Source organism: Priestia koreensis (genome assembly GCF_001274935.1).
Taxonomy (GTDB): Bacteria; Bacillota; Bacilli; order Bacillales; family Bacillaceae_H; genus Bacillus_AG; species Bacillus_AG koreensis.
The window spans coordinates 129,778-154,292 of record NZ_LILC01000023.1 but is presented as its reverse complement, the minus strand read 5'-3'; the positions used below and the strand labels follow the sequence as shown (position 1 = coordinate 154,292).

The 24,515-nt window shown below is 42.1% G+C and carries 23 protein-coding genes; 15 read left to right on the top strand and 8 right to left on the bottom strand.

Going from position 1 to position 24,515, the window contains the following annotated elements; translation table 11 throughout:
* The first annotated feature begins 116 nt into the window (after positions 1 to 116).
* Positions 117 to 335: a hypothetical protein gene (locus AMD01_RS16900; RefSeq protein WP_053402624.1), complete on the top strand. Its 219-nt coding sequence runs from the start codon at positions 117 to 119 to the stop codon at positions 333 to 335.
* A 47-nt stretch (positions 336 to 382) separates the two neighbouring features.
* On the opposite strand, the gene AMD01_RS16895 is transcribed toward AMD01_RS16900, so the two are convergent.
* The 4 genes from AMD01_RS16895 to AMD01_RS16880 form a co-directional block, all read right to left on the bottom strand.
* Positions 383 to 925 carry an MOSC domain-containing protein gene (locus tag AMD01_RS16895; protein WP_053402623.1) on the bottom strand — a complete coding sequence of 181 codons (543 nt, stop codon included), beginning with the start codon at positions 923 to 925 and terminating at the stop codon, positions 383 to 385.
* Between the two features lie 141 nt (positions 926 to 1,066).
* A complete protein-coding gene (locus tag AMD01_RS16890; RefSeq protein ID WP_245638969.1) occupies positions 1,067 to 1,504 on the bottom strand; it encodes a hypothetical protein in 438 nt (145 codons plus the stop codon).
* Between the two features lie 57 nt (positions 1,505 to 1,561).
* Entirely contained in the window at positions 1,562 to 2,131 is a 570-nt protein-coding gene (locus AMD01_RS16885; RefSeq protein WP_053402622.1) for a hypothetical protein, read from the bottom strand.
* Between the two features lie 92 nt (positions 2,132 to 2,223).
* On the bottom strand, positions 2,224 to 3,840 hold the full coding sequence (locus AMD01_RS16880; protein WP_053402621.1) for an ABC-F family ATP-binding cassette domain-containing protein: 1,617 nt from the start codon (positions 3,838 to 3,840) through the stop codon (positions 2,224 to 2,226).
* A 306-nt stretch (positions 3,841 to 4,146) separates the two neighbouring features.
* Here AMD01_RS16880 and AMD01_RS16870 point away from each other — a divergent pair, with 306 nt between their 5' ends.
* From AMD01_RS16870 to AMD01_RS16845, 6 genes are all read left to right on the top strand, one after another.
* Positions 4,147 to 5,367: an MFS transporter gene (locus AMD01_RS16870; protein ID WP_053402619.1), complete on the top strand. Its 1,221-nt coding sequence runs from the start codon at positions 4,147 to 4,149 to the stop codon at positions 5,365 to 5,367.
* A 147-nt stretch (positions 5,368 to 5,514) separates the two neighbouring features.
* Entirely contained in the window at positions 5,515 to 6,537 is a 1,023-nt protein-coding gene (locus AMD01_RS16865; RefSeq protein WP_053402618.1) for an LLM class flavin-dependent oxidoreductase, read from the top strand.
* 62 nt (positions 6,538 to 6,599) lie between these two features.
* The gene (locus tag AMD01_RS16860) at positions 6,600 to 7,436 is read left to right on the top strand and encodes an STAS domain-containing protein (protein WP_053402617.1); all 837 of its coding nucleotides are present in this window, start codon (positions 6,600 to 6,602) and stop codon (positions 7,434 to 7,436) included.
* Positions 7,437 to 7,506: 70 nt separating this feature from the next.
* Entirely contained in the window at positions 7,507 to 8,376 is an 870-nt protein-coding gene (locus AMD01_RS16855) for a GNAT family N-acetyltransferase (RefSeq protein WP_053402616.1), read from the top strand.
* 6 nt (positions 8,377 to 8,382) lie between these two features.
* Positions 8,383 to 8,715, top strand: coding sequence for a hypothetical protein (locus AMD01_RS16850; protein WP_053402615.1), 333 nt, complete (start codon positions 8,383 to 8,385; stop codon positions 8,713 to 8,715).
* Positions 8,716 to 8,931: 216 nt separating this feature from the next.
* Positions 8,932 to 10,263: an FAD-dependent oxidoreductase gene (locus AMD01_RS16845; protein WP_053402614.1), complete on the top strand. Its 1,332-nt coding sequence runs from the start codon at positions 8,932 to 8,934 to the stop codon at positions 10,261 to 10,263.
* A 526-nt stretch (positions 10,264 to 10,789) separates the two neighbouring features.
* On the opposite strand, the gene AMD01_RS16840 is transcribed toward AMD01_RS16845, so the two are convergent.
* Positions 10,790 to 11,233 (bottom strand): cupredoxin domain-containing protein, encoded by a 444-nt coding sequence (locus tag AMD01_RS16840; protein ID WP_053402613.1) that lies wholly within the window; start codon positions 11,231 to 11,233, stop codon positions 10,790 to 10,792.
* A 191-nt stretch (positions 11,234 to 11,424) separates the two neighbouring features.
* Here AMD01_RS16840 and AMD01_RS16835 point away from each other — a divergent pair, with 191 nt between their 5' ends.
* A complete protein-coding gene (locus tag AMD01_RS16835; RefSeq protein ID WP_053402612.1) occupies positions 11,425 to 13,506 on the top strand; it encodes a DNA topoisomerase III in 2,082 nt (693 codons plus the stop codon).
* A 43-nt stretch (positions 13,507 to 13,549) separates the two neighbouring features.
* Here the strand turns inward: AMD01_RS16835 and AMD01_RS16830 are convergent, their stop codons facing one another.
* On the bottom strand, positions 13,550 to 13,744 hold the full coding sequence (locus AMD01_RS16830) for a DUF378 domain-containing protein (protein ID WP_053402611.1): 195 nt from the start codon (positions 13,742 to 13,744) through the stop codon (positions 13,550 to 13,552).
* A 191-nt stretch (positions 13,745 to 13,935) separates the two neighbouring features.
* On the opposite strand from AMD01_RS16830, the gene AMD01_RS16825 reads away from it, so the two are divergent.
* The 3 genes from AMD01_RS16825 to AMD01_RS16815 all read left to right on the top strand — a co-directional run bounded on the left by AMD01_RS16825 (position 13,936) and on the right by AMD01_RS16815 (position 17,573).
* Entirely contained in the window at positions 13,936 to 14,637 is a 702-nt protein-coding gene (locus tag AMD01_RS16825; RefSeq protein ID WP_053402610.1) for a metallophosphoesterase, read from the top strand.
* Between the two features lie 87 nt (positions 14,638 to 14,724).
* Positions 14,725 to 15,789, top strand: a complete 1,065-nt coding sequence (locus AMD01_RS16820; RefSeq protein WP_053402609.1) for an AAA family ATPase — start codon at positions 14,725 to 14,727, stop codon at positions 15,787 to 15,789.
* Complete coding sequence (locus AMD01_RS16815; RefSeq protein WP_245638968.1) at positions 15,786 to 17,573, top strand: vWA domain-containing protein; 1,788 nt, start codon at positions 15,786 to 15,788, stop codon at positions 17,571 to 17,573. Before AMD01_RS16820 ends, AMD01_RS16815 begins: the two co-directional genes overlap by 4 nt.
* Before the next feature lie 38 nt (positions 17,574 to 17,611).
* On the opposite strand, the gene AMD01_RS16810 is transcribed toward AMD01_RS16815, so the two are convergent.
* Positions 17,612 to 18,436: a transglycosylase domain-containing protein gene (locus AMD01_RS16810; protein WP_053402607.1), complete on the bottom strand. Its 825-nt coding sequence runs from the start codon at positions 18,434 to 18,436 to the stop codon at positions 17,612 to 17,614.
* Between the two features lie 119 nt (positions 18,437 to 18,555).
* Here AMD01_RS16810 and AMD01_RS16805 point away from each other — a divergent pair, with 119 nt between their 5' ends.
* Positions 18,556 to 19,473, top strand: a complete 918-nt coding sequence (locus tag AMD01_RS16805; RefSeq protein WP_053402606.1) for an ABC transporter ATP-binding protein — start codon at positions 18,556 to 18,558, stop codon at positions 19,471 to 19,473.
* On the top strand, positions 19,457 to 20,218 hold the full coding sequence (locus AMD01_RS16800; protein WP_053402605.1) for an ABC transporter permease: 762 nt from the start codon (positions 19,457 to 19,459) through the stop codon (positions 20,216 to 20,218). The genes AMD01_RS16805 and AMD01_RS16800 overlap by 17 nt, the downstream gene beginning before the upstream one ends.
* 33 nt (positions 20,219 to 20,251) lie before the next feature.
* Here the strand turns inward: AMD01_RS16800 and AMD01_RS16795 are convergent, their stop codons facing one another.
* Positions 20,252 to 21,421, bottom strand: coding sequence for an alanyl-tRNA editing protein (locus tag AMD01_RS16795; protein WP_053402604.1), 1,170 nt, complete (start codon positions 21,419 to 21,421; stop codon positions 20,252 to 20,254).
* A gap of 446 nt (positions 21,422 to 21,867) precedes the next feature.
* Here AMD01_RS16795 and AMD01_RS16790 point away from each other — a divergent pair, with 446 nt between their 5' ends.
* Both AMD01_RS16790 and AMD01_RS16785 read left to right on the top strand, forming a co-directional pair.
* On the top strand, positions 21,868 to 23,793 hold the full coding sequence (locus tag AMD01_RS16790) for an endonuclease MutS2 (RefSeq protein WP_053402603.1): 1,926 nt from the start codon (positions 21,868 to 21,870) through the stop codon (positions 23,791 to 23,793).
* Positions 23,794 to 23,903: 110 nt separating this feature from the next.
* A complete protein-coding gene (locus AMD01_RS16785; protein WP_053402602.1) occupies positions 23,904 to 24,371 on the top strand; it encodes a cell wall hydrolase in 468 nt (155 codons plus the stop codon).
* Positions 24,372 to 24,515: the final 144 nt, after the last annotated feature.

Genomic DNA, 24,515 nt, shown 5'->3' with positions numbered 1-24,515 from the left:
ATATGCTTATCCTATTGTATGTAGTATTTCTTCTATTTTTGTCACTCGTACTGGGGTACTACAGCCAGATAAAGGCCACAATCATTTTTTTAGCAAAGGGGGAAACAGCAATACTGATGGAGAAGCAAGAGAAAATTTTAGATGAGCTTAGAGAAATTAAGCGATCATTATGGGACGTACATAGACGAATGGATGAACTTGAAAAAAAGCAAAAGAAGCCATTTCTATTGTGGGACATAATCAGGTCTCTTTTGATTGGCTTTTTCGCTGTTGGACCTGCAATTATTATTGTGATGGTTTTGTGGCAGTTTGTATTGAATTGGACGGGGCTATAAGTAGTTAAGAAAAAGGAAGATGTGAACACTTCACACCTTCCTTTTTCTTATACTTTTTCAAGCGGCCGATGTGGAAGAGAGGGAAGTTCGGCAATAATTCGATCTCCGTTTTGTACCGTTCCTCCTTCAAGAACAATTCCCATAATACCCGCTTTTCGAATGAGATTTCCTTGTTCATCGTGATCCAAGACAGCCTGCATAAGGCCTGATTGAAAGTCGTTGATTTGTTGACAGGGATTGCGAAGTCCTGTTACTTGAATAATAGCTGAATCACCAATATGTAGAAGGGTATCAGTCGGAAGAGACAGAAGGTCAATTCCTGAAGTCGTAATGTTTTCTCCGAGTTCACCTGGTTCAATATGATAGCGGTCTTGTAAATCATAAAACAGCTCTTGATGAATGAGATGAACTTGTCGCAAATTAGGCTGATGGGGATTTTGCGCCACTCTTGAGCGGTGCTTGACAGTGACTCCTGCATGGGCGTCTCCGTCTACTCCAATTCCTTTTAAAAGGGTAATAGAAGCACTTGAATGTTTGCTAAAGCTATGAGAGGAACTTTTGCTTACACTGATGACGGTTCCTTTATGCATTGAACATCATCCGTTCTTTTTGTTATTTACAGTTTATGTTAACTGTATAAGTTGAGTATATACAAAAAATGCGCTTCTGCCTATCGAAATGCTTAATCATACGGATGATTTGCTCCTATAGACAGACGGGGTGACATGCGTTTACGGAGCGATTTCCTCAACATTCAGCTGCTTATAAAAAGTGTCAACGATTGGGTATAGATCAGGTTCTGTATGATAGTAATGTCCATCTACATTTGTCATACTGAAAGAAAAAATGGATTTTTTATCGTTATAAAATGTAACGTTGTATCTAAACCCTACTCGTCTTTCTTGATTTTCATCTGGTATAAACGGAATGTCTTTGATGCTGTTAATAAACGGTACGATACTTTGTTTGTCCGTAGTCGTTTTTTTAGCACCTGATGATCCATTAAGGATAGCTATTTTCGATACGTGATCAAAACCCTTTGGATAAAATTGTGAAAGAGTTTTCGTTTCGAGCTTTTCTTCGTGTAATACGGCTACCCCCTCGAACTGATGAACGCACAACCCAACGAGTATAGCGACCAACCCAACGATAAGCAATACACGCCTCACTATTATTCCTGCCCCCTTCATCATTTAAAACGTATGTACAGAAAGACCAACACCCATTTACTTCACATCAAATGAAATAACGGTACTGAGCGGCTTGCTAAGCTGCTTTGCTCCTTTTTCAACAGAAAACTGAGCTTCGGCATGCAAAATGTAGTGTCCCTTTGGCATAGAGTCTTTTGCTATTTGTTTGGCAAAATTAATTTTGTCTTTTTGCTCGTCTGGGATATAGCCACCAAAGGGTTGAAGAGATTCACGAAAAGGTTTGTCTCCGGTGAACGGAACGCCGGTTGATAGGGGAGCAGGAACAGATGCGTCAAACGTATATCCTCGTGTCGTTTCTTCGAGTTTTGTGAACGTGATGGGGGAATATCCGTATGAGATCGTTACGCCTTTTTCGTTTCCGATATAGGCGAGCTCTGCATAGATATCCGGCTTTTCTCCCTGGAGATAGGTTGCCTTTTTTGAGACAATGTTAAAAACAAAATCGCCTTCCTGCACTTGTTTTTGAATGTCTTTTTGAACATGTTCTTTGCTTTCGATTGGTTTTGCTTCTGATTCTGCTGATGTACAGGCGCTCATAAGCAATATGCTGCTAGTCAGAAGCACCATACCTAACTGTTTTTTCATAAAAAAACCTCCTTATCGGAACATTAGACGGGGGTGAGGAGGAAAAAGTTACAAAAAAAGAGAAGATCACGGAGATCTTCTCTTTTTGTTTATTAATAGATCGCTTTTACTTGTGCTTGAACAGAAGAATCGTCTAAATATTCATCGTAAGACACTTGTTTATCAACCATTCCGTTTGGTCCGATTTCAATAATGCGGTTAGCAATTGTTTGAACGAACTGATGGTCATGAGATGTGAATAGCATTGCGCCTTTGAATGCGATTAAGCCGTTATTTAGTGCTGTAATTGATTCAAGGTCTAAATGGTTTGTTGGCTCATCTAAAAGTAAGATGTTTGATCCGCTTAGCATCATTTTTGACAACATGCAGCGAACTTTTTCGCCCCCAGAAAGAACGCTTGATTTTTTCAACACATCTTCACCAGAGAATAGCATTCTTCCTAGGAATCCACGTAGGAAGCTTTCACTTTGGTCGTTTGGTGAGTATTGACGTAACCAATCAACAAGAGTCATATCGTTTCCTTCAAAATAAGCAGAGTTATCGTTCGGGAAGTAAGCTTGAGATGTTGTAACACCCCACTTGAATGAACCGCTATCAGGCTCCATTTCACCCATTAGGATTTTAAGAAGCGTTGTTTTGGCAATTTCATCGTGACCAACTAACGCAATTTTGTCTTCTTTGTTCACAATGAAGCTTACGTCGTTCAATACTTTTACGCCGTCGATTGTTTTGCTTAACCCCTCTACGCGAAGCACGTCGTTTCCGATTTCACGTTCAGGCGTGAAGTTTACGTACGGGTAGCGACGAGAAGATGGACGAATATCATCCAGCGAGATTTTATCAAGTAATTTTTTACGAGACGTTGCTTGTTTGGACTTTGATGCGTTCGCACTAAAGCGCGCAATGAAGTTTTGAAGCTCTTTAATTTTCTCTTCTTTTTTCTTGTTTGATTCCTGTGTCAATTTAAGCGCTAATTGACTAGATTCATACCAGAAGTCATAGTTCCCAACGTAGATTTGAATTTTTCCAAAGTCTAAGTCGGCAATGTGTGTACATACTTTGTTTAAGAAGTGACGGTCATGGGATACAACAATAACCGTGTTCTCAAAGTTAATAAGGAATTCCTCTAACCATTTAATTGCTTGCATGTCTAAATGGTTGGTAGGCTCATCGAGAAGAAGAACGTCTGGTTTACCAAATAGTGCTTGTGCAAGCAATACTTTTACTTTGTCTGAACCTGTTAGGTCAGCCATTAGTTTTGTGTGAAGATCTTCACCGATACCAAGACCTTTTAAGAGAATCGCTGCTTCAGATTCTGCTTCCCAACCGTTCAGCTCAGCAAATTCACCTTCAAGCTCAGCCGCACGCATGCCGTCTTCATCTGTGAAGTCTGCTTTCATGTAGATCGCATCTTTTTCTTGCATAACTTCATAAAGACGGCTATGTCCCATGATGACCACTTTTAATACTTCATGTTCTTCGTACTCAAAGTGGTTTTGCTTTAGAACAGCAAGGCGTTCACCAGGGCCCAAGTGTACATCGCCGCTTTGTGCTTCAATTTCACCAGATAAAATTTTTAAGAACGTTGATTTACCTGCACCGTTTGCTCCAATTAGACCGTAGCAGTTACCAGGCGTGAATTTAATATTTACATCTTCAAACAGCTTGCGGTCACCATAGCGCAAGCCAACATTATTTACAGTAATCATATAAGTTAATTCCTCCAAGACTAATATCTACGAAATTATATCATTAAATAGAAGGAAGATGAAGTACATGAAGAGAAAAGCTGACAGAAGAGGCAAAAATAATTGTCTCTCTGCTCCTCTAAAGAGCGATTCGTGCTTGATCATGGCGAAACATACATAAAGATCATTTGGATGAAAAAGAAAAAAATGGATTACGATTCCTTTTTCTTTTTGTATAATAAAATGGTGATTTAGGAAGTTAACTTTTCGTTTTTCGAAATATACATAGTAGTAGTCATTTATTTTACGGGGAAGAAGGAATGTCTGATGCAAGTCGTCACCAAAGCGAATGTTGCACCAAAACAGATGGTGTATCAAATTTTATTTGCGATTAGTGCAGGGCACTTATTAAATGATTCCATGCAAGCTGTTGTACCGGCTGTTTTTCCTATTTTAGAGAAGTCAATGAACTTATCGTATGCGCAAATTGGCTGGATTGCGTTTGTGCTCAATATGACGTCGTCGCTGCTTCAACCGGTATTCGGCTATTATGCGGACCGGAAGTCGTCACCGTTTCTGCTACCGCTTGGCATGTTTTTTAGTTTGATCGGCATGATTGGACTTGCGCTTGCCCCTCATTTTTATGTCGTGCTCGCGTCTGTCTTATTTATTGGCCTTGGCTCAGCTATTTTTCACCCCGAAGGCTCTCGCGTTGCGTATATGGCGTCTGGTCCTAAGCGAGGGTTAGCACAGTCTATTTATCAAGTAGGTGGAAATACGGGGAATTCGCTTGCGCCTGTTTTTACGGCTCTTATCTTTCTTCCTCTTGGTCAAAGGGGAGCGCTTTGGTTTACGGGCCTTGCCGCACTTGGCATGATGGTTCTTTGGTACGTATCCATCTGGTATCGCGGACAGCTCGCACAGGGAGTAGCAACAAAAAAACGCCCGCAATCAGCAGTTCCTGCAGGCAATATTAGCCGTTCAGTGAAGGTGGCAATCGGACTTCTAATCTTTTTAGTGTTTGCTCGTTCTTGGTACGGAGCAGGTATTTCAAGCTTTTATCAGTTCTACTTACGCGAACATTATGACATTACGATTAAGCATGCGCAGACGTACATCTTTATTTTTATGATGGCGGGCGTGTTAGGAACGTTTTTTGGTGGTCCGCTCGCAGATCGCTTTGGAAAACGAAACGTGATTTTGTTTTCGACGATCGGCTCAGTGCCACTTACGCTACTATTACCGCACGTTTCTCTTGCGATGGTCATACCGCTTCTGTTCCTTATTGGATTCATCCTGTCGTCAAGCTTTAGCGTTACCGTAGTATACGCACAGGAGCTTCTTCCGGGGCGAATTGGAATGGTATCAGGGTTAATTGTGGGTCTTGCATTTGGCATGGGAGCGCTCGGTTCGGTTGTATTAGGAAATCTAGCCGACCTTTTTAATCTTCGCTTTATTATGATTTTTTGTAGCGTGCTACCTGTGCTTGGTGTACTGACCTGGCTGTTACCGAGCGATGAGAAAATTAAACAAATGTATGCTTCATAGGGCTAACCGGCGCTGTACATACTAACAGAAAAACGGCGATCATTCATGTTCGCCGTTTGTTTGTATTGGGGAGGCTAATTTCTTTTCTTTCTCTTTGAAAAAGAGCTATAGTGAAACAACACGATATGGAAGACAGGAGGTTGCATCATGATACGGTTAGGTGTCTTAGATCAAACACCCATTTCAAACGGACAAACACCAAGCGATGCATTTGGTCAAAGCGTGGAGCTAGCACAGTGGGCAGAGAGACTCGGGTATGAGCGATACTGGCTCGCTGAGCATCATAACACATCAGGACTAGCTGGAACGTCTCCTACGCTACTTATGACCCATATTGCATCAAAAACAGAGAGCATTAAGGTAGGTTCAGGGGGTGTTTTACTCCCGCAGTATAGCCCGTTTAAAGTAGCAGAAGATTTTCACGTGATGGAAACGCTATTTCCTGGTCGCGTTGAGCTAGGAATTGGCCGTTCACCAGGCGGAGGAAATACAACCCGTCTAGCTCTAACAGATGGAATTCGAAGAAGCATGAATGAGTTTCCGCGTCAGGTAGCGGATTTGCAGTATCATTTGCATAACCGTCTACCAAGCGATCATGAATTTGCGGGAGTGATCGCAAATCCTAAAACGGAACAGCAGCCAGAGATTTGGCTACTCGGAATTAATCAGCGCAGTGCTCGCCTTGCTGCTGAACAAGGCACCGCTTTTACGTTCGGTCACTTTATTAATCCTACTGCGGGAGAAGAAGCAATCGACTATTACTATGAGCATTTTCAGCCTTCTTTTGCACAAAGTGAGCCACATGTAAATGTATGTGTGTTTGTTGTTTGTGCGCCAACGGATGAAGAGGCCGAATACCATGCAAAGAGTCTCGACTTGTGGCTACTGAAAGTCGAAAATGGGCTTGATACACGCGTTCCAAGTCCTGAAGAGGCGAAGAATAGAGCATACAACGAGCGCGATCGCGAAAAAATTTCGAAAAACCGACGTCGTATGATTGTTGGAAACCCAGAAAAAGCCGCAAGAGAACTAGTAGAGCTACAGAAACGCTACCAAACCGATGAATTTTTAATTATTACGAATATCTATGATTTTGAAGCGAAAAAACGCTCGTATCAATTACTAGCAGAGGCGATTAAGAGCGGTTCGCACACTCATTTTACCCCTTAAAGGGAAGAAAAGTGTTAGAATACTGATAGAGCTTATAAACTTGGTAGATAGTGGGGAAAAACATGAACGACTATATGGTACGTATAAGTAAAAAGATCTTTGAACAAAAAGAGGAACTTGCACAGAAAATTACAGATGAACAAAACAAACGATATCCAGATGAGTTATTGCCTATGGCGAAAAGTCTATACCCGTTACGCATAGAGCTTGTCACGCTCTATGCTAATTCGCTTATTTTAGATGAGAGCGAACGTACGCGTCAGGTTGAAGAATGGGGATTGCAGTCAGGTCGTAAGTGTGCAGAGATGAACGCGACGCTTGATGCCATGTTAAACGAGGTTCCTCAATACCGACATTTTATCGGAGAAGTTGTACAGGAGGAAGGAATTTATTTAAATCTAACTCTCTCAGAGTTTTACTATGCAATTTCACTTCTCGACCGAACAGTAAATGAAGTCGTGTATTATTTTAGCCTTCCGTTCGTTAATTTCCACAGTGAACAAATCGAGCAATCAAGAAACGCCATGATGGAGCTATCGGTACCCGTCGTTCCGATTGTTGAAGGAGTGGCTGTCCTTCCCGTTGTCGGAACCATTGATACATATCGTGCCAAGCTTTTACTAGAGCATGCGCTTGAGCAAAGTGTACAGCTGAAGCTTTCTTACTTCGTGCTTGATTTATCTGGTGTTCCAATCATTGATACATATGTAGCGCAGCAGCTTTTTCAAATTATTGATTCGTTAAAATTAATCGGTGTAGACGCTATGGTCAGTGGAATTACTCCTGATATTGCCCAAACGGTTGTGAACCTTGGCATTAACTTCGGTCAGACAAAAACGTTCTCAAGCCTTCAACAAGCGCTTGGAAACATCGGCCTGAATTTTCAGAGCGTTCAGTAGAACGTTTGTTTAAAGCTATGTACATGGTTGAACATATAGAAAGTCCGATCGATCTATAGGGGGTATGGGGATGTTTACGATGAAACGGCTTGCTGATTGTACGATCACAGAAGCAGTACAGGCATGGAATGAGGGATTTGAGGGGTATTATTTTGATATGAAGATGACCCCCGATTCTTTCTTAAAACGGCTCGGCACATATGGATTATCTGCCACACATTCTGTTGTAGCGTTTGATGGGGATCAGCCTATTGGGCTCGTTGTGAATGGAATTCGCACAGCAAAAGGAATTAAACTTGCTTATAACGGGGGCACAGGGGTGAAAATGAGCTACCGAAATGATGGCGTTGGTCAGCTTTTGATGGACGAGGTGCTGGCAATCTATCAAAGAGAGAACGTCCAGCTTGCAACGCTTGAGGCGATTAAAGAAAATGAGCGGGCAATTTCTCTATATAAGAAGAAGGGGTATGAAATTGTTGATTATGTCGATCACTATCAGGCAATGAATTTCACTCCGATAATCGTCGCTGATTCACCCTATACGTACACAAACGCTTATAAATGGGAAATAACGTCCCTTGATTTTTATAATGAACGAGCGCCGTGGCAGACGCAGTGTGATCATATACCTGACGCACAGTACGTTCTAGCAAAAGATGAACGAGGCGAGGTAGTCGGTTATGCAGTGTATCGCTCAGCAGTTGATCCCCATAAGAAAAAGCTGATCACTACGCTGATGCAGTGTGAAGTGAACGAAGGGAACGGGCAGCGAACGTGCTACGATGGATTATTGACCCAAGTGTTTCATCCTTCTAAAGAGATGATTCGTCTAGCAGCCTGTATTCAACAATCGAATGAGACGTTAGCAAAAGCACTAGCTGATTGGGGATTTGAGAGAACGGTAGAGCAAGTGTATATGACAAAGGCAATATCATCATGAACAACTATGAAAGAGGGATTAAAAGTGGCAGGGGCAATTGAACAATTATTGCAAACACAGCTTGAAAAAATGGTGTATGAGATGCGCTATGATTTTCTACATGAAAAAAATGATGAAGGGGAAATGCTTTGTCAGATCGTTACGCGAGATGATTCAGGCGACATTCTAGCAACACCTTTAAGCTTTCAGCTAGACATTAATGAAGACGCTGGAAAAGGAGAAGTCATTTTTTATCACAGCAGCGGCGAATTTCACCGGGAGCGTGTGGACATTGCACAGACAGAAACGATTTTAAATGTGATTCGTTTCGTGCAAAATCGCCTACGCTTAAATGAGTAAGAGAGGGCAGAGATGCTCTCTTTTTTTTGCAAGATAAGATTGTAAAAACAAGAATAAATTACCACTAAAAAACTATGTGAAAAACTTCACATATATCTTGATTTTTAAAAGGAATCGTCCTATAATGAAAATTGTAAACGATATGTGAAACATTTCACATAAACTTGTGAAAAGATTCACAATCATACTTTTTCTTATTATAAGGAGGACTTTTTCATGAAAGTAGCAGTCATTGGTTGTACACATGCCGGAACAGCGGCGGTCAAAAATATTGCAACACTATACCCAGAAGCTGAGGTTACCGTATATGAGCGAAATGACAACGTGTCATTTTTATCATGTGGTATTGCACTTTATGTAGGAGGAGTAGCGAAAGATGCAAATGGACTTTTCTACTCATCACCTCAAGAGCTTGCTTCAATGGGTGTTTCAATGAAAATGAAGCATGAAGTCCTATCGATTGATACAAATGAAAAACGAATTACGGCGAAAAACTTAGAAACCGGTGAACAAATCGAAGATACATTTGATAAGCTTGTGATGACAACAGGTTCTTGGCCAATCATTCCGCCAATTGACGGAATTAAGCTAAATAACATCGTGTTATCGAAAAACTTTCACCATGCAAATAACATTATTGATAAAGCGAAAGAAGCGAAAAAAATTACGGTCATCGGTGCTGGATACATTGGTGTAGAACTTGTAGAAGCATTTGAGAAATACGGTGCGGAAGTTACGCTAATTGACGGAGAAGAGCGCATTTTAAATAAATATCTAGATCGTGAATACACGGATTTAATTGAAGATGAATTTAGAAAACGAAACGTTACGCTAGCGCTCAATCAAACGGTGACAAAATTTGAAGGCGAAAACGGTAATGTTTCTAAAGTCATTACGACAAAAGGTGAATACGAAGCGGATCTTGTTATCTTGTGTGTGGGCTTCAAACCAAACACAGGGCTTTTAAATGGTCAAGTTGATATGTTAGGAAATGGAGCCATTGTTGTTAATGAGTATATGCAAACAAGTAATCCTGACGTATATGCTGCAGGTGACAGCTGTGCCGTGAAATATAATCCAACTGGTGAACACATGTATATCCCGCTTGCGACAAATGCGGTGCGCATGGGAACATTAGTAGCCAAAAATCTAGTAAAACCAAGCATTCGTTACATGGGCACACAAGGGACATCAGGTCTTCACATTTATGACTATAGCATGGCATCTACAGGTGTAACGGAAACATCTGCTAAACTTTTAAATATGAATGTGAAAAGTATCACAATCACAGAAAACAATCGACCTGAGTTTATGCCAACGTACGAGCCGATTATGCTAAAAGTAACGTATGAAGAGGAAACAAGTCGCATTGTGGGCGCGCAAATTATTTCGAAAGTAGACGTGACTCAAGCGATTAACACCATTTCAGTTGGTATCCAAAAAGGTCTAACGATTGAAGAGCTTGGATTCGTGGATTTCTTTTTCCAACCGCACTTTAATAAACCTTGGAACTTCTTGAATCAAGCTGGACTGCAGGCACTTGCGTAAGAACGAAAAAGGGGCTAGGATCTTCGAGGCCACTGAAAAAGTGTAAAGGATTGCGGTCATAACGGAGTCGGTTGATCTCCACTCCAGGTCGCTTCGCTTTCCGCGGGGCGTGCGGTGAGCCTCCTCGCTGCTCTGCGGGGTCTCACCTGTCACGCTAGTCCCGCACCTTCCGTTCCAAACCACCTAGAGCGACTGCATCAGATGTAAGGGCCAAGTTCCCATCTTGAAAGGAACTTGGCCCTTTTTTGCTTGATAATGAAGAAAATCCATTTATTCAAAAGGGTGGTTCCAATAATTCCGTTTCAGTGAAGTCAACGGAACATACTGACCAAGCACCTTTTCAAAGAGAAGCATACTTCAAGGAGAAATCCAAGAAACGGTCTAAATTGAAAAGCAAAAGCTGGATCAATTCTAGAAAACGGAATTGATCCAGCTTTTTTGTCTTACGTTCTACTGATTATCTAAAAATCTGAAGTTTTTCAGTGGCCTAGGATTTTCCAAGCTTCTTTTTTCATGCTTCCCTTTATTAATCTACCACAATATAAGCAATCATCGGTCCGTTATGAGCCATGTCTGAATGAGCCGTGCAAATTAAACGGTACGTACCTTCTTTGTTAAAACGAAGGTTGACAACGGTTTCTTTGCCTTTTGTCACCATCCCTTTAATCGTGGTGCCTTCAATTTTAAACGGGTGCTCTTTTCCGTTGACACCGTAGAGGCTCAGCTTAATATTCTCGTCTTTAGGTACGACGATTGTTCCTGGGTCCCAGCGATAGGCTTCAATTTCTTTGCCATCACTCGTTGTCGTTTTAAATTCGCCTGTTACCATATTGATTACGTATTCTTTTTGCGGTTTCCCAGTCGTTGCAACACTATCAGGCTTCAGTAATAACCATGCACCGCAAACGGCCACAGCAAAAGCCAAAGCAAACGCGATCAGTCGTTTTTTCGTAATCACCACAAACTTCATGATTTTCACTCCTTTTTAAAGATGCTTGTTTTATATGTATGCATGTACCAGTAGGAGACTTGTCTGTTTTTTTACATAGAAAAAGAAAATGTCCGCACAATCGAGAGCGCTCCTTAGCGATACGGTTAAAAATACTGGAGAAGTCACTCATTTACGTTATAATGGAGAAAGTGAATTGGAGGTATATAGAAATGAAATCATTAGTACTCGCTGAAAAGCCAAGCGTTGCTCGGGAAATTGCACGTGTACTTGGCTGTAATGATAGTAAAAAAGGATACATAGAAGGACCAAAGTATGTCGTTACGTGGGCATTGGGTCATTTAATTGAATTAAAAACACCAGAAGATTACGATAACCGATATAAGATGTGGAAATTAGAAGACTTACCGATTATTCCAAAAGAAATGAAGCTAAAAGTGATTGGTAAAACAAGTCCGCAGTTTCGCACGGTCGCGGATTTAGCGAAACGAAAAGACATAAAAGAACTGATTATCGCAACCGATGCAGGGCGTGAGGGAGAGCTTGTGGCACGCTGGATTATGGAGAAAGTTCGCTGGAATAAGCCGTTCAAACGCTTGTGGATTTCGTCCCAAACGGATCAGGCCATTCGCCAAGGATTTCAAAACCTAAAGCCTGGGAAAGAGTTTGACCGCCTATACGAATCAGCGGTTTGTCGCTCAGAAGCTGATTGGCTGATCGGTCTAAATGTGACGCGCGCAATGACAACAAAATACGAAGAGCCTTTGTCAGCAGGTCGTGTTCAAACGCCAACGCTTGCGATGATTTTGCAACGTGACAAGGAAATCGAAAAATTCGTCCCTAGCGAATACTGGACGCTATCTGCAAATCTTGGTAAGTTCGGAGCGATGTGGGAACGAAATCAAGAAAAGCGTTTATTTGATAAGGAAGAAGCAGAGCGTATCGAGAAAAAAGTAGCGGATCAACAAGCAAAAGTCGTGAAGGTTTATTCTAAGATCGCAAAAGAAGCGCAGCTGCTTCCTTACGATTTGAACGAATTACAGCGTGATGCGAATAAACGCTACGGCTTTTCTGCCAAAAAGACGCTAAGCGTATTACAAAAGCTGTATGAACAACATAAGCTTGTCACATATCCACGTACAGATTCTCGCTATTTAACGACGGATATGGTGGACACAATGAAAGAGCGACTGCAAAGCATTGTAGGATCGTATAAAGAAGAAGTGCGTCCGATTCTTCAAAACCCTACGCTGCCAAAACGTGTCGTAAACAACGAAAAAGTGAGTGATCATCATGCGATCATCGTCACAGATCAACCGCTATTTTTACGTGATTTATCACAGGATGAACGCAAATTGTACGATTTGATTGCTAAGCGATTTATTGCCCTCTTTTATCCTGCTTATCAATACGAATCCATTCGTATGGATCTTGATCTGAACGGCGAGCGCTTTGTAGCAAAGGGAAATCGCGTCATTGATCTAGGATTTAAAAAGGTGATTGGAAAAGACGGTGAGGACAAGGAAAGTACGCTTCCACCCGTTGAAGAAGGGCAAATGCTTAGCGTTCAGGACGTGCAGCTAAAAAGTGCGTTCACAGAACCGCCACATCGTTATACAGAGGCCGATCTATTAGGGAAAATGGAAAAACATAATCTCGGTACACCGGCTACTCGTGCGGATATTATTGAAAAGCTTTTGCATAGTGAATCCATCGAACGTCAAAATAATCGTCTGTTCCCAACGAAAAAAGGGAAGCAGCTGATTGATCTTGTCGCAGATGAATTGACTTCTCCAGAGCTTACAGCGAAATGGGAAAGTGAGCTAGAAGCGATTGCAAAAGGAAAAGGAAACGCGCGTGAGTTTTTAGCGAACATTCGCAAGCAAACGGAAAACCTCGTATCTGAAGTGAAGATGAGTAGCAAAGAGTATCGCCCGCATAATTTAACAGGGTCTAAATGTCCAGACTGCGGGGAGTTTTTGAAAGAAAAGAAAACGAAGCAAGGACGTATGCTTATTTGTTCAAGCCGTGAATGCAGCTACAAGCGTGCCAAAGATCCGAAGCTTTCTAACCGTCGCTGTCCACAGTGTCATAAACGCATGGAAATTCATGATGGAAAAGCAGGAACCTATTTCCAATGTCGCATGTGTCAAGTGGTCGAAAAAGCAGAAGATAAGAAGAAAAAAGTGACAAAGCGCGAGGAGCGTCAGCTGATGAAAAAATACAGTGATGACAGCGCATTTGGTTCAAGTCTTGGCGATGCATTAAAACAAGCGTTGCAAAATAAGAAGTAAAGAAAAAAGATCTGACGTCGCATATACGTCAGATCTTTTTTTGCTATTTTCCTTTTAAAAAGCGGTCATATAACACGTAAACAGCAGAAAGACCGATAGCCCAGTAGATGATGTCAACGAGTGTCGGGGATGATCCAAATAGCTTTGTTACGAGATTAAAGTCAAGAGACACAAATAACCAGTTGAGCCCACCGATAATAAGCAACACGCTTGCGAGCATGGAAATAAATTTTGTCATGTTTCGTTCACCTCTTTTTTTGTAAGCGATTTCCTTATAAAATATGAGAAAGCGAAGGGTTTGGCGCCAAAAGAAAAGAAAATCCTTCCTTTGAACTAGAGGAATTGCGGTGGTTACAGTATTTTTCTCTCTGCCTTTGCTTCATAATATGCTACACTAGGGATACTGATAGAGTAGAGAGAAGGGTCTTGATGAGAAAATTCGTAATAAGTGATATTCACGGAAGCTATCGTGAGATGATGCAGCTATTTGAACACGCTGCGTTTGATCCTGAAACCGATCAGCTTGTTGTGATAGGAGATATGATGAATCGTGGTCCAGATAGCGGCCCCGTATTAAAAGAGATTAAGAGACTTCATGAAACGTACGAGAACGTGCACGTAACGATTGGAAATCATGAAGAGATGATGCTTTGGTACATAGGTAATATTCTTGATATGTGGCTTCAATTTGGCGCAAAAGAAGCAGCGGATAGCATTAACGAGACGTTTTCAGAGCCTGGCGAGGTGGCTGATTTGTTAGAATGGCTTCGAACATTGCCGATGCGATGGGATGATGACGAATACGTATACAGCCATGCCGGTTTTGAAATTCCATACGGCGATACGAATCGTGAAAATCTGTGGATGAAGCGCAAAGATCTGTATCGCTATAGCAAGCAGCAAATTTTAGACGAAACGGGTGGGAAGACGCTCGTTCATGGGCATACGCCGATTGCGGCCGTAACGTTTGACGGGGCGAGACTTGCGATCGATTTAGGTGCACAAGTCGTATCCAAGCGCCCAAAACTGGCACTCGTTGAGCTGACGGAGTTTGTCGCGCACGTATATGATTTTGATCAAGAAACGATTACAACAGAACCAATTAAACGAGGAACACGTTCCCGCCGATAATAAATAGAACAACCATTTTTGGTTGTTCTATTTTGATATTCTTTTATTTACACACAAAACTACATAAAGAAAGAAGGAATCAACTACGTGAATCAAGCTTTATCTGTCACGCAAAAGCAGCTATATGATTTTTTACTAAACGTCGCACCCGTTCGACCTGTCTTCATTTGGGGCGCACCTGGTATTGGAAAATCTTCCATCGTAGAGTCGTTCGCTGAGGAGTTAGGTATGGAGTGCGTCTCGCTTTTAGGAAGCCAGCTTGCTCCTGAGGATATTATTGGCGTACCGCAAATTGAGAATGGATATAGCGTGTTTTGTCCACCTAAAAACATTGCCAGAACCGAACCGTTTTGCTTATTTTTAGATGAGCTTAATGCCTGTTCACATGAGGTCCAAAAAGCCTTCTACAGCCTTATTCATGAGCAGCGAATTGGCGAATACCGTCTTCCAGAAGGCTCAATCGTAATCGGAGCAGGAAACCGAGCGCAGGACAGTGCGATCGTCAAACCGATGTCTTCTGCACTTATTAACCGTATGGTCCACGTACAGCTTCGTGCGTCTCATCGTGATTGGCTAGAGTGGGCATACGATCATAGCATTCATCCACATGTGATTGAATACATCCAGCTTCGACCAGATCACCTGTGGAGCGAGCCACCCAAAACAGAAGAGCCGTTTTCGACTCCACGCTCTTGGCATATGTTAAGCGACTGTTTGTATGGATACGGAGAAAACGCAAGCGATCAGGATATAGATATGATCGCAAGAGGCTGCTTATCCCCTCATCATGCGAACCAGTTTAAAGGATTTATTAAGCAAGTCAACAGCCGCTTTGATTTAGCTAAAATCATCAACGGCGAAATGAAGTGGCCGTCAGAACCAGGAGAGCGGGACTTATTATACTTTATGGCTCAATCTTTCCGTGCGCAGCTTTTAAAAGAGCTTCCAAACGATAAGCAAGGCTTGCGTGATTCCCAGCAACAGCTATCATTCCGCGCCAAAGACCTTTTAAAAGATTTAGCGTCAATTAGCCTAGAGATTGCCCAAATGGTCGTGTCAGAGCAAAAAGGTGAGGTGCTACCTGCTTGGTTTATGTTAGAAGTCATTCGTGACCTTCCTCGACTAGCTCTCAAGAAGGACGGAAAATCGTGAAGAAGCAGCGAGATGTAAAAGAGGAAAAGCGTCTTAAACAGATTGAAAGAGGCGTTGACTTAATCAAGCAATCTCCCATGTTCGCACAGATGTGGGAGGAGGTGTGGGATCATGCGGAATCGATGGGGCCTACTTCATGGGCGTATATCATGTCTTCAGGTGTGATGCGAGTAAACAAGGACAAGGATGCAACGCCAGAAGAGTGGGCATATGTGATTGCCCACTGTCTTCTTCATTTAGGTCTTGGTCATGAAAAGAAGAAAAAGCATCCGGAGCTTTGGAACATTGCTTGTGACTGCTATATCGCGCAGTTCCTACAAGAGCTCAAGTTTGGAAAAGTACCAAGAGAATTTAATATTCCTGTTTATGAATCCATTTCATCCGAGGAAGTGCTGTATGAACGTTTCGTACAAGAGGGCGTTCCTGATCATTTAAAAGGATTTAGTACGATGCCAGGAGAAATTGATTTTATTTTGACAGAAGAAAAGCTCTATTACTACCACCAGCCACCTAAATTCGATGAGCTATTTGCTACGGGATTGGCTCATGCTGTGCAGCACGTTGTACGATCAGCAGGCGGATATGAATATGATCTTGGTCTTCAAAAAAAGCGCACGCTCGCAAAGGAAGTAAAGGATTGGTTTATTAGCTCTTATCCGCTTTTAGGAGCGCTTGCGAGTGATTTTGAACTTGTCGAAGATCCGATTATTTGTCGTCGTCTTGACATTTCGGTTGCGGCCGTTGCGGTTGATACGAAGGAAATTTACATTAATTCCGCTGTACCATTAACGAAAGAAGAGCTAAAGTTTGTCATGGCACATGAATTTTTGCATGTTGGCTTAAGTCATGCGCCGAGAAGACAGGGGCGAGATCCTTACTATTGGAACGTAGCCTGTGACTACGTCATTAACAGCTGGTTGATTGAGATGCAAATTGGAGATATGCCGCAAATAGGTGGCTTATACGACCCCGAGCTCAAAGGTCTCTCTGCAGAAGAAGTGTATGACCAAATTGTCACAGATCTTCGTCGCTATCGTAAGCTAATGACGCTACGTGGTCAAGGTGGCTGTGACATGATTGAAAGCAAATCACCAGACTTTTGGGATGGAAAAGTCGGAACTGATTTAGATGACTTTTATCGTCGAGCGCTTAGTCAAGGGCTTGTGTATCATCAGGCACAGGAGAGAGGGTATTTGCCTCAAGGATTAATAGAAGAAATTCGTGCGCTCTCACAGCCTGTCATTCCGTGGGATGTTGAATTAGCACGATGGTTTGATCATCATTTTCAACCGATTGAAAAAGTTCGGACATATTCTCGTCCAAGTAGACGGCAAGCGTCGACACCAACTATTGCACGACCTCGCTATGTCTATCAGGCAGGCGATGAAGATGGCCGGACATTTGCAGTCATTATTGATACGTCAGGATCAATGGACCGTGAGCTGCTTGGGAAAGCGCTTGGCACGATTGCAAGCTATAGCATTGCACGGGACGTTCCGTACGTTCGGGTTGTATTTTGTGATGCTCATGCTTATGATGCAGGATATATGCCGCCTGAAGCGCTCGCGGATCGCCTCAAGGTAAAAGGACGAGGTGGAACGGTTCTTCAACCAGCCGTTACGCTAATCGAACAGGCAACAGACTTTCCGAAAAATGGCCCGATTTTACTTGTTACGGACGGAGAATGTGATCGCCTATCTATCAGGCGTGATCATGCATTTGTGATGCCGCAAGGGGCGCGCTTACCTTTTATACCAAAAGGAGAGGTCTTTCGAATGAAGTAAAAAAGGTTCTAACCAACACGGCTAGAACCTTCTTTTGCTTATTGTAATGTCGCTTGCACAGGAATTGATTTTGATTGCTCTGCTTCATCTGCCGTAATATACCCATGAGCTGCCATCGCATCAAGCACTTGATCACGACGATTTTTCGCGGCCTGTGGATGCTCGCGAGGATCGTAGCCGTTGGGGTTTTGTTGCATGCCAGCAAGCATAGCCGCTTCATGGATTTTTAAGTCATCTAAACTTTTTCCATAATATTTTTCAGCTGCGGTTGCTACACCATAGATATTCCCAGGGTAGTAGATACTGTTTACATACATTTCAAGAATTTGCTGCTTCGAAAAATGACGTTCCATTTGAATGGCCAGCCACATTTCCTGGGCTTTACGTCTTGGCGTTTTCTCAGGAGATAACAGCGTGTTTTTAACAAGCTGCTGCGTAATGGTACTTCCGCCCTGTGCACCGAACCCACCTTTTACGTTAGCAAGGAGTGCGCCACCGAAGCGAATGAAATCAACCCCGTGGTGATCATAAAAACGCGCATCTTCAATTGCTACAAAAGCGTTGCGAACACGACTCGGAATTTCATCAGCCGTCACGTAAATTTGATTATCACCTTTATGAACCTCTTCTTTTACTTTTGCTTCATCAAGCGGTGGTGCAGAAGAGGCGTAGTAGGCAAACACGCCGCCGCCGATAACGCCTACAATGATGGCTACCGTTACCAAAAAGGCAATAAGTCGTCGCAAAAAACGGAGCTTTCCCTTTTTCTTCGGCTTCTTTTGCGGTTGTGGCGCGATCTCTTGCTCTTGTTTTTGACGCTGCTGTCTTTTATATTCACTTCTTGTTAAAAACTCGTCACTCATAATGTATATCCGCCTTTCAATGGCAAGTCTGTGTTAATAGTTACTAGTAGTTTGTACAAAATTCGAAAAGTTAGCTATACTGAAGGTATATACCAAGTATATACGTGAGGTTAAAGCAAATGTCAATTTTAACGGTAAGAAATTTGAACAAATCAATCGGAAAAAAACAGATTTTGTCGAACGTATCCTTAGACGTGAAGCAGGGAGAAATTATGGGTTTACTCGGACCAAACGGCTCGGGGAAAACAACGCTCATTCGTACGATTGTGGGCCTAGTTCAAAAAGATGATGGCGAAGTGAACATTGGGGGAGAGAACATTCAGAGTCAGTTCTCACGCGCTATTTCACAGGTTGGTGCTATAATTGAGAACCCAGAATTCTACGATTATTTAACGGGGTATCAAAACTTAGTTCATTTTGCCAGAATGAACGGAGCGCTAGATGAGAAGAGGATTGATGAGGTAGTGGAGCTTGTGGATTTGTCACCTGCCATTTATTCTAAGGTAGGCACATATTCACTCGGGATGAGGCAGCGCCTTGGGATTGCTCAAGCCATTTTACACCGCCCCGCACTCTTAATATTAGATGAGCCAACGAACGGATTGGACCCAGCTGGTATGAAAGAACTGCGTATCTACTTGCGAAAGCTGTGTGACGAAGAAGGCGTGTCGATCTTAATCGCCACGCATCTTTTAAAAGAGATTGAAGCACTCTGTGATCGTGTAGCGATTATTCAGCGCGGAAAAGTCATTGCGATACAGGAAATACGCACAACAGCTTCAAACGAACGGGTAACAGTCAACATCACAGCAGAGCCGCTTGAGGAAGTCAAAGCGTGGTTAAAAGGCGCCGAATACGCGATGCAGGTTGTAAACAATGACGTAATCGTACATATGCAGTATCAAGATATTCCCGTTCTTACAAAAGGATTAGTGGAGGCAGGACTCCGTGTTTATCGGATTGAACCTCTTGCACCGTCGTTAGAAGACTCATTTTTAGCGCTAACAGGAGGCAATGAAAATGATGAACTTAATTAGAAATGAACAAATGAAGTTGCGCTATAAAACGAGCACGATCGCCATCGTGATCATTATTTTAGCCATCGCTATTCTTGGCGCTTTGCTTGCACGTCAATTGTTTGGGGTTGGAAAAATTGGCGAAACAACGATGGGCTACTTGATTTTCAGCACGACGTTTTTATCAGCGGTAAAGCTTGTTCTTATTCCAATTGCAGGCACAATTGTCTCGACAGAATTTGACCGCGGAACGATTAAATTTTTACTTATTCGTCCTGCGAAAAGAAGCACCATTTTACTGTCAAAGTATATAACGATTTTACTTGCGAGCATATACGGCTTGCTGCTATTTTTTATTGTGTCCTTTATTGTGGGGCTTGTTTTGTTCCCGTTTAAAGCGTCTGACCTGTCTGATACTTGGATTTTGGCTAGTCGTTACGGCTTTCAGTGGATTGAGATCATCGTTGTACTGACGATTGCCTTTACGGTTTCAACCGTTTTTCGAAATGGTTCTCTCGCCATCGGGATCACGCTTTTGATCGCATTAGTTGCGAAAACCGTTTCTTCTTTATTTGCTCACTTTGAGCGAAGCGAAGGAAAATACCTGTTGTTCTCAAACGTGGATTTAAGTCAGTATTTTAGGGGGAGTCAGCCTTTGTTTGATGGAATGACCCTTCCGTTTTCCATTTTTATCATTGTTGGTCACATGATTTTCTTTCTTGCTTTGTCATGGTATTTCTTTGTGAAGCGGGATGTGTCCGTATAACGAAAAAACTCGGAGCACGGTGCTCCGAGTTTTTTAGATGAAATCTTTCACAAACGTAACGAACGATTGAAGCTCTTCGACCGTATTGAATCCTGCTTGAGCCTGCTTATCATTTCCGCCACCTTTTCCGTTGTAGGAAGGAAGGTGTTCTTTAAATAGCTGACCGCACTTTAACGAAGCCGTACCTGCATGAGTGAGAAGGATTTTTTTCTCTGAAGCAGAGGCAATTAAAATGACTCCATCAAAGCTCTCTTTTAGCGATGCTGCCAACAGCTGCATTTCCTTCATGGATTGATTGTCAAACGTCTTAGCAATCAAATTACTTTCTGCTGACGACAGCAATTCTTTTGCGACATACGAAGCCTGCGCTTCTTTTAATTCATCTAGCTCGCGCTGAAGGGCTTTTTGCTCCTGTTCCCATTTATCTAAGCGCTCAATGACTTCACTGCGTGACGTGCTAAAACGTTTGCTGATGATCGTTAAAATATCCTGGGCTTCGCCGTAATCTTTCAGCGCTCGAGATCCAGCTTTAAAGTGAAGGCGCGTATTCCCTTTTTGCTTTTCCGTTTTGATCAGCTTGATTAATCCGATTTCTCCTAAACGAGCAACATGTGTCCCGCAACATGCAGAATAGTCAATCTCACCTTTAATTTCCACAATTCGAATGTCTTCGGTTACGTCAGGAAGCTTGCGTAGAGGGATAGAAGAAAGCTCTTCTTCTGTCACCATATAAGTTTCAATAGGATAGTTTGCCGTAATGTATTCATTGACCTTTTTCTCAACGTTGTTTAGTTGTTTCGCTGACAGCTCAGCCGTCGCTAAATCAATCGAGACCATTTCCGTTCCGAGATGAAAGCTCATCGTTTTAGCATCGTACAACTCAATGCAAACAGCGGATAACAAATGCTGAGCGCTATGGTGCTGCATATGATCAAAGCGGCGCTCCCAGTTAATTTCACATGAGGCTTCGCCAAGTGATGGTTTGTCACGCAGTATATGATAAATATGCGGGCCGTCTTCTTGAACATCGATTACGCTCATTCCGTTGATGGTTCCCTGGTCGGCAGGTTGTCCACCGCCCTCTGGATAAAAAGCCGTTTCTTTTAACTGAATCCAATATGTATCGTCTTTCTGCTCAATGTGTGTAATTTCCGTGTTCCATGTTTTTGTATAAGGAGAGTGGTAATATAATTTTTCCGTCATCTCTAACGTCCTTTCATTCCGTTCTCCTGCTTATCATAACGTATTTCGGTAAATAAGGACATGATGTAGTATTGACATAAAAAGGTTATTTTGTATATGATAGGGATGAAGAGGGCAGAAATGAGCACCTCTATACCCATTTATCTCTTAAACGTAAAGGAGTATGTTCTATGTTAGGTGTCGTTCTTAACTAATCCGTAAATTGGATACGGTCATTCTTTTAAAAATTTCTAGTTCGCTAGATGTTTATTTGAGTACGCTCAAAAAGAATGATGGTTAAGGACACGAATCATAGCATACCGAAGATAAATTTATCTACGACGCTGTGTCTTCATGCACAGCGTTTTTTTAATCCACTGAGATAAATGGGGACGTAGATCAATATTTTCGAGCGCCATGAACGTTGTTCATGGTGCTTTTTTATTTTCTAAAGGAGGGTTTTTACGTTGAACGAACGTGCATATAGCGTATTAGAATATAACCGAGTGAAAGAAGACGTGGCGAAATTCGCTATGACAGAAGAAGGAAAAGAACAAATTTTAGCGCTTCTACCGTCTATAAATAAACGACAGCTGCAAGCACAGCTAGCGGAAGTAACGGAAGCGGTCGCTATTTTAGAAAAAAGTGCGAGTGTTCCATTATCAGGGTTGTCAGGAATGAGCGTGCTGATGAAACAGCTTCATAAAGGAACAGCATTAAAAGTCGACACGTTAAGTAAGCTTCTTGGCTTTCTGGACAGCTGTGCAAAGCTAAAGCGATTTATGAAAGATAAACAGCACCTCGCACCTCGCGTTAGTTTATATGTAGATGGAATAGATGATTTGTCAGTGATAGCAGATGAAATTGTTCGCTGCATTCGAAACGGACGGGTAGATGATTATGCAAGTAAAGAATTACTAAAAATTCGGAGACAGCTTGAAACACACGAGCAAAAGCTTAAAGAAAAGCTGCAGCAAATCGTAAAATCATCCAAATATAAAGCGTACCTCCAAGAGTCAACAATCAGTGAACGAAATGGACGATATGCAGTAGCGGTGAAAAAAGAGTATAAAAGTAAGGTGAAAGGATCAATTTTAGATACCTCTGCTTCTGGATCGACGCTATATATCGAACCAGAAGAAGCCTCATCCATTCAAGACCTGATCGATCTGCAAAAAGCAATGGAGGAGGTAGAGGTAGAGCGAATTCTATTTTCCCTTACCGCACTTGTAGAAGAGAACGAACCGTCACTAAAAGGATCGATTGAAACGATGATCCACTACGATGTCTTGTTTGCCAAAGGAAAACATAGCCAGTTCATTAACGGAAGGGAAGTTGCTATTAACGAAGAAAGCCGTGTGTTGTTGAAGGGGGCGAGGCATCCGTTATTAGGAGATGGGGCTGTACCACTCACTGTTGAAATCGGAACCAATTACCGCAATTTGGTTATTACAGGTCCAAATACAGGCGGAAAAACGGTGACGATCAAAACAGTGGGTCTTCTTGTAATGATGGTTCAAAGCGGACTCCACGTTCCTGTTAACGAAGGAAGTGAAGTGGCTATTTTTAAGCAAATTCTCGTTGATATTGGAGATGGCCAAAGTATTGAACAAAGCTTGAGTACCTTTAGCTCGCATTTGACAAATATCATTGAAATTTTAAAAGAAGCGAATGAATATACGCTTGTATTAGTGGATGAACTTGGCTCTGGTACCGATCCAAGTGAAGGGATGGGACTTGCAACGGCCATTCTTCATCAGCTTGCTAAAAAAGGCGTAACGATGCTTGCGACGACTCATTACAGCGAAATCAAGGAATTTGCTGATGCCACAGAAGGGTTTCGAAACGGGTCCATGGAATTTGATATTCACACGCTAAAGCCAACTTACCGCTTGCTGATTGGAAAGGGTGGGGAAAGCCAGGCGTTTGCCATTGCCTTAAAGCTGGGTCTTCATCCAAAGATTATTGAAGAAGCGCATCGCATTACGTATCGAGAAGAAAAAGAATATCCGTTAGGATCAACAGAAAATCAAAGAGAGCTAGACAAACAGATCATCGTCAATCGTCATGCTCATCAAAAAACAGCCAAACCACAGCAAGCAACTGCGACGATATTTGTTCAGGGAGATAACGTACGCATTACGCAAAGCGATGAATTCGGTATTGTGTACAGCGGTCCTGATTCGTTCGGTAATTACGTGGTGCAGGTAAAAGAGGAAAAGCGCACGTACAATCACAAACGTCTAAAACTCTACATCTCAAGGGATGAGTTATACCCTGACGATTACGATTTTTCCATTGTTTTTGACTCAAAAGAGAATCGTAAAAAAGAGCGGTTGATCAGTCGCAAATACGTAGAGGGTCTTGTGATTGAGCGCGATGAGGAAGAGTGAAAGATATCCTATTTTATGGATCTATTGGTTCAAGTTTCATAGTGACTTCTACCTTCAGCCTTGTTAAAGTGACAACTAGCACGAAAAAGTCACAGGAGGTTTTCAACTATATGCTAAAGAAACTGATTATGACAGCCGCGCTTGTAATACCTGCGTTAGGTGTTCAATATGCTGGAGATGCCGGACAACATAAGGCAGAGGCAGCTGAAAAACAAGTATCACTAAGTTCAAATGAAAAAGACCTACTCGCTCGATTGGTAACGGCCGAAGCAAAGGGTGAACCTTATGCTGGTCAAGTAGCCGTTGCAACAGTCGTTTTAAATCGTTTAGATAGCGACAAGTTCCCAGATTCATTAAAAGGAATTGTCTACCAAAAAAACGAATTTTCACCTGTACTAAACGGAAGCATTAATGACCCAGCAACGTCCGAAGCTAAAAAAGCTGTAGACGAAGCGATTAATTTCCACGGCAAAGGTCAAGGTTCATTGTTCTTCTATAATCCAGATAAAACAGATAACCAGTGGTTACGTGGTAAGCACGAAACGATTAAAATCGGTGAGCACGTATTCGCAAAATAAGATGATTTCAAAAAAATCCTCGCTGTAAAAAGCGGGGATTTTTTTGTCGTAAATTAATGCTTGTAATTTTTTGCTCGTGAATTATAATATTAACTGTAATAGGATTCGTAATACAGTTAATACAATGAAACGTGATTACTAATT

Excerpts from the sequence above, each read along its gene's own strand:
- AMD01_RS16895 (WP_053402623.1), bottom strand. The coding sequence starts at position 925 with ATGCATAAAGGAACCGTCATCAGTGTAAGCAAAAGTTCCTCTCATAGC.
- AMD01_RS16840 (WP_053402613.1), bottom strand. The coding sequence starts at position 11,233 with ATGAAGTTTGTGGTGATTACGAAAAAACGACTGATCGCGTTTGCTTTG.
- AMD01_RS16810 (WP_053402607.1), bottom strand. The coding sequence starts at position 18,436 with ATGAGTGACGAGTTTTTAACAAGAAGTGAATATAAAAGACAGCAGCGT.
- AMD01_RS16885 (WP_053402622.1), bottom strand. The coding sequence starts at position 2,131 with ATGAAAAAACAGTTAGGTATGGTGCTTCTGACTAGCAGCATATTGCTT.
- AMD01_RS16845 (WP_053402614.1), top strand. The coding sequence starts at position 8,932 with ATGAAAGTAGCAGTCATTGGTTGTACACATGCCGGAACAGCGGCGGTC.
- AMD01_RS16830 (WP_053402611.1), bottom strand. The coding sequence starts at position 13,744 with ATGACAAAATTTATTTCCATGCTCGCAAGCGTGTTGCTTATTATCGGT.
- AMD01_RS16855 (WP_053402616.1), top strand. The coding sequence starts at position 7,507 with ATGTTTACGATGAAACGGCTTGCTGATTGTACGATCACAGAAGCAGTA.
- AMD01_RS16800 (WP_053402605.1), top strand. The coding sequence starts at position 19,457 with ATGATGAACTTAATTAGAAATGAACAAATGAAGTTGCGCTATAAAACG.
- AMD01_RS16870 (WP_053402619.1), top strand. The coding sequence starts at position 4,147 with ATGCAAGTCGTCACCAAAGCGAATGTTGCACCAAAACAGATGGTGTAT.
- AMD01_RS16795 (WP_053402604.1), bottom strand. The coding sequence starts at position 21,421 with ATGACGGAAAAATTATATTACCACTCTCCTTATACAAAAACATGGAAC.
- AMD01_RS16850 (WP_053402615.1), top strand. The coding sequence starts at position 8,383 with ATGAAAGAGGGATTAAAAGTGGCAGGGGCAATTGAACAATTATTGCAA.
- AMD01_RS16835 (WP_053402612.1), top strand. The coding sequence starts at position 11,425 with ATGAAATCATTAGTACTCGCTGAAAAGCCAAGCGTTGCTCGGGAAATT.
- AMD01_RS16785 (WP_053402602.1), top strand. The coding sequence starts at position 23,904 with ATGCTAAAGAAACTGATTATGACAGCCGCGCTTGTAATACCTGCGTTA.
- AMD01_RS16900 (WP_053402624.1), top strand. The coding sequence starts at position 117 with ATGGAGAAGCAAGAGAAAATTTTAGATGAGCTTAGAGAAATTAAGCGA.
- AMD01_RS16805 (WP_053402606.1), top strand. The coding sequence starts at position 18,556 with ATGTCAATTTTAACGGTAAGAAATTTGAACAAATCAATCGGAAAAAAA.
- AMD01_RS16825 (WP_053402610.1), top strand. The coding sequence starts at position 13,936 with ATGAGAAAATTCGTAATAAGTGATATTCACGGAAGCTATCGTGAGATG.
- AMD01_RS16860 (WP_053402617.1), top strand. The coding sequence starts at position 6,600 with ATGAACGACTATATGGTACGTATAAGTAAAAAGATCTTTGAACAAAAA.
- AMD01_RS16865 (WP_053402618.1), top strand. The coding sequence starts at position 5,515 with ATGATACGGTTAGGTGTCTTAGATCAAACACCCATTTCAAACGGACAA.
- AMD01_RS16880 (WP_053402621.1), bottom strand. The coding sequence starts at position 3,840 with ATGATTACTGTAAATAATGTTGGCTTGCGCTATGGTGACCGCAAGCTG.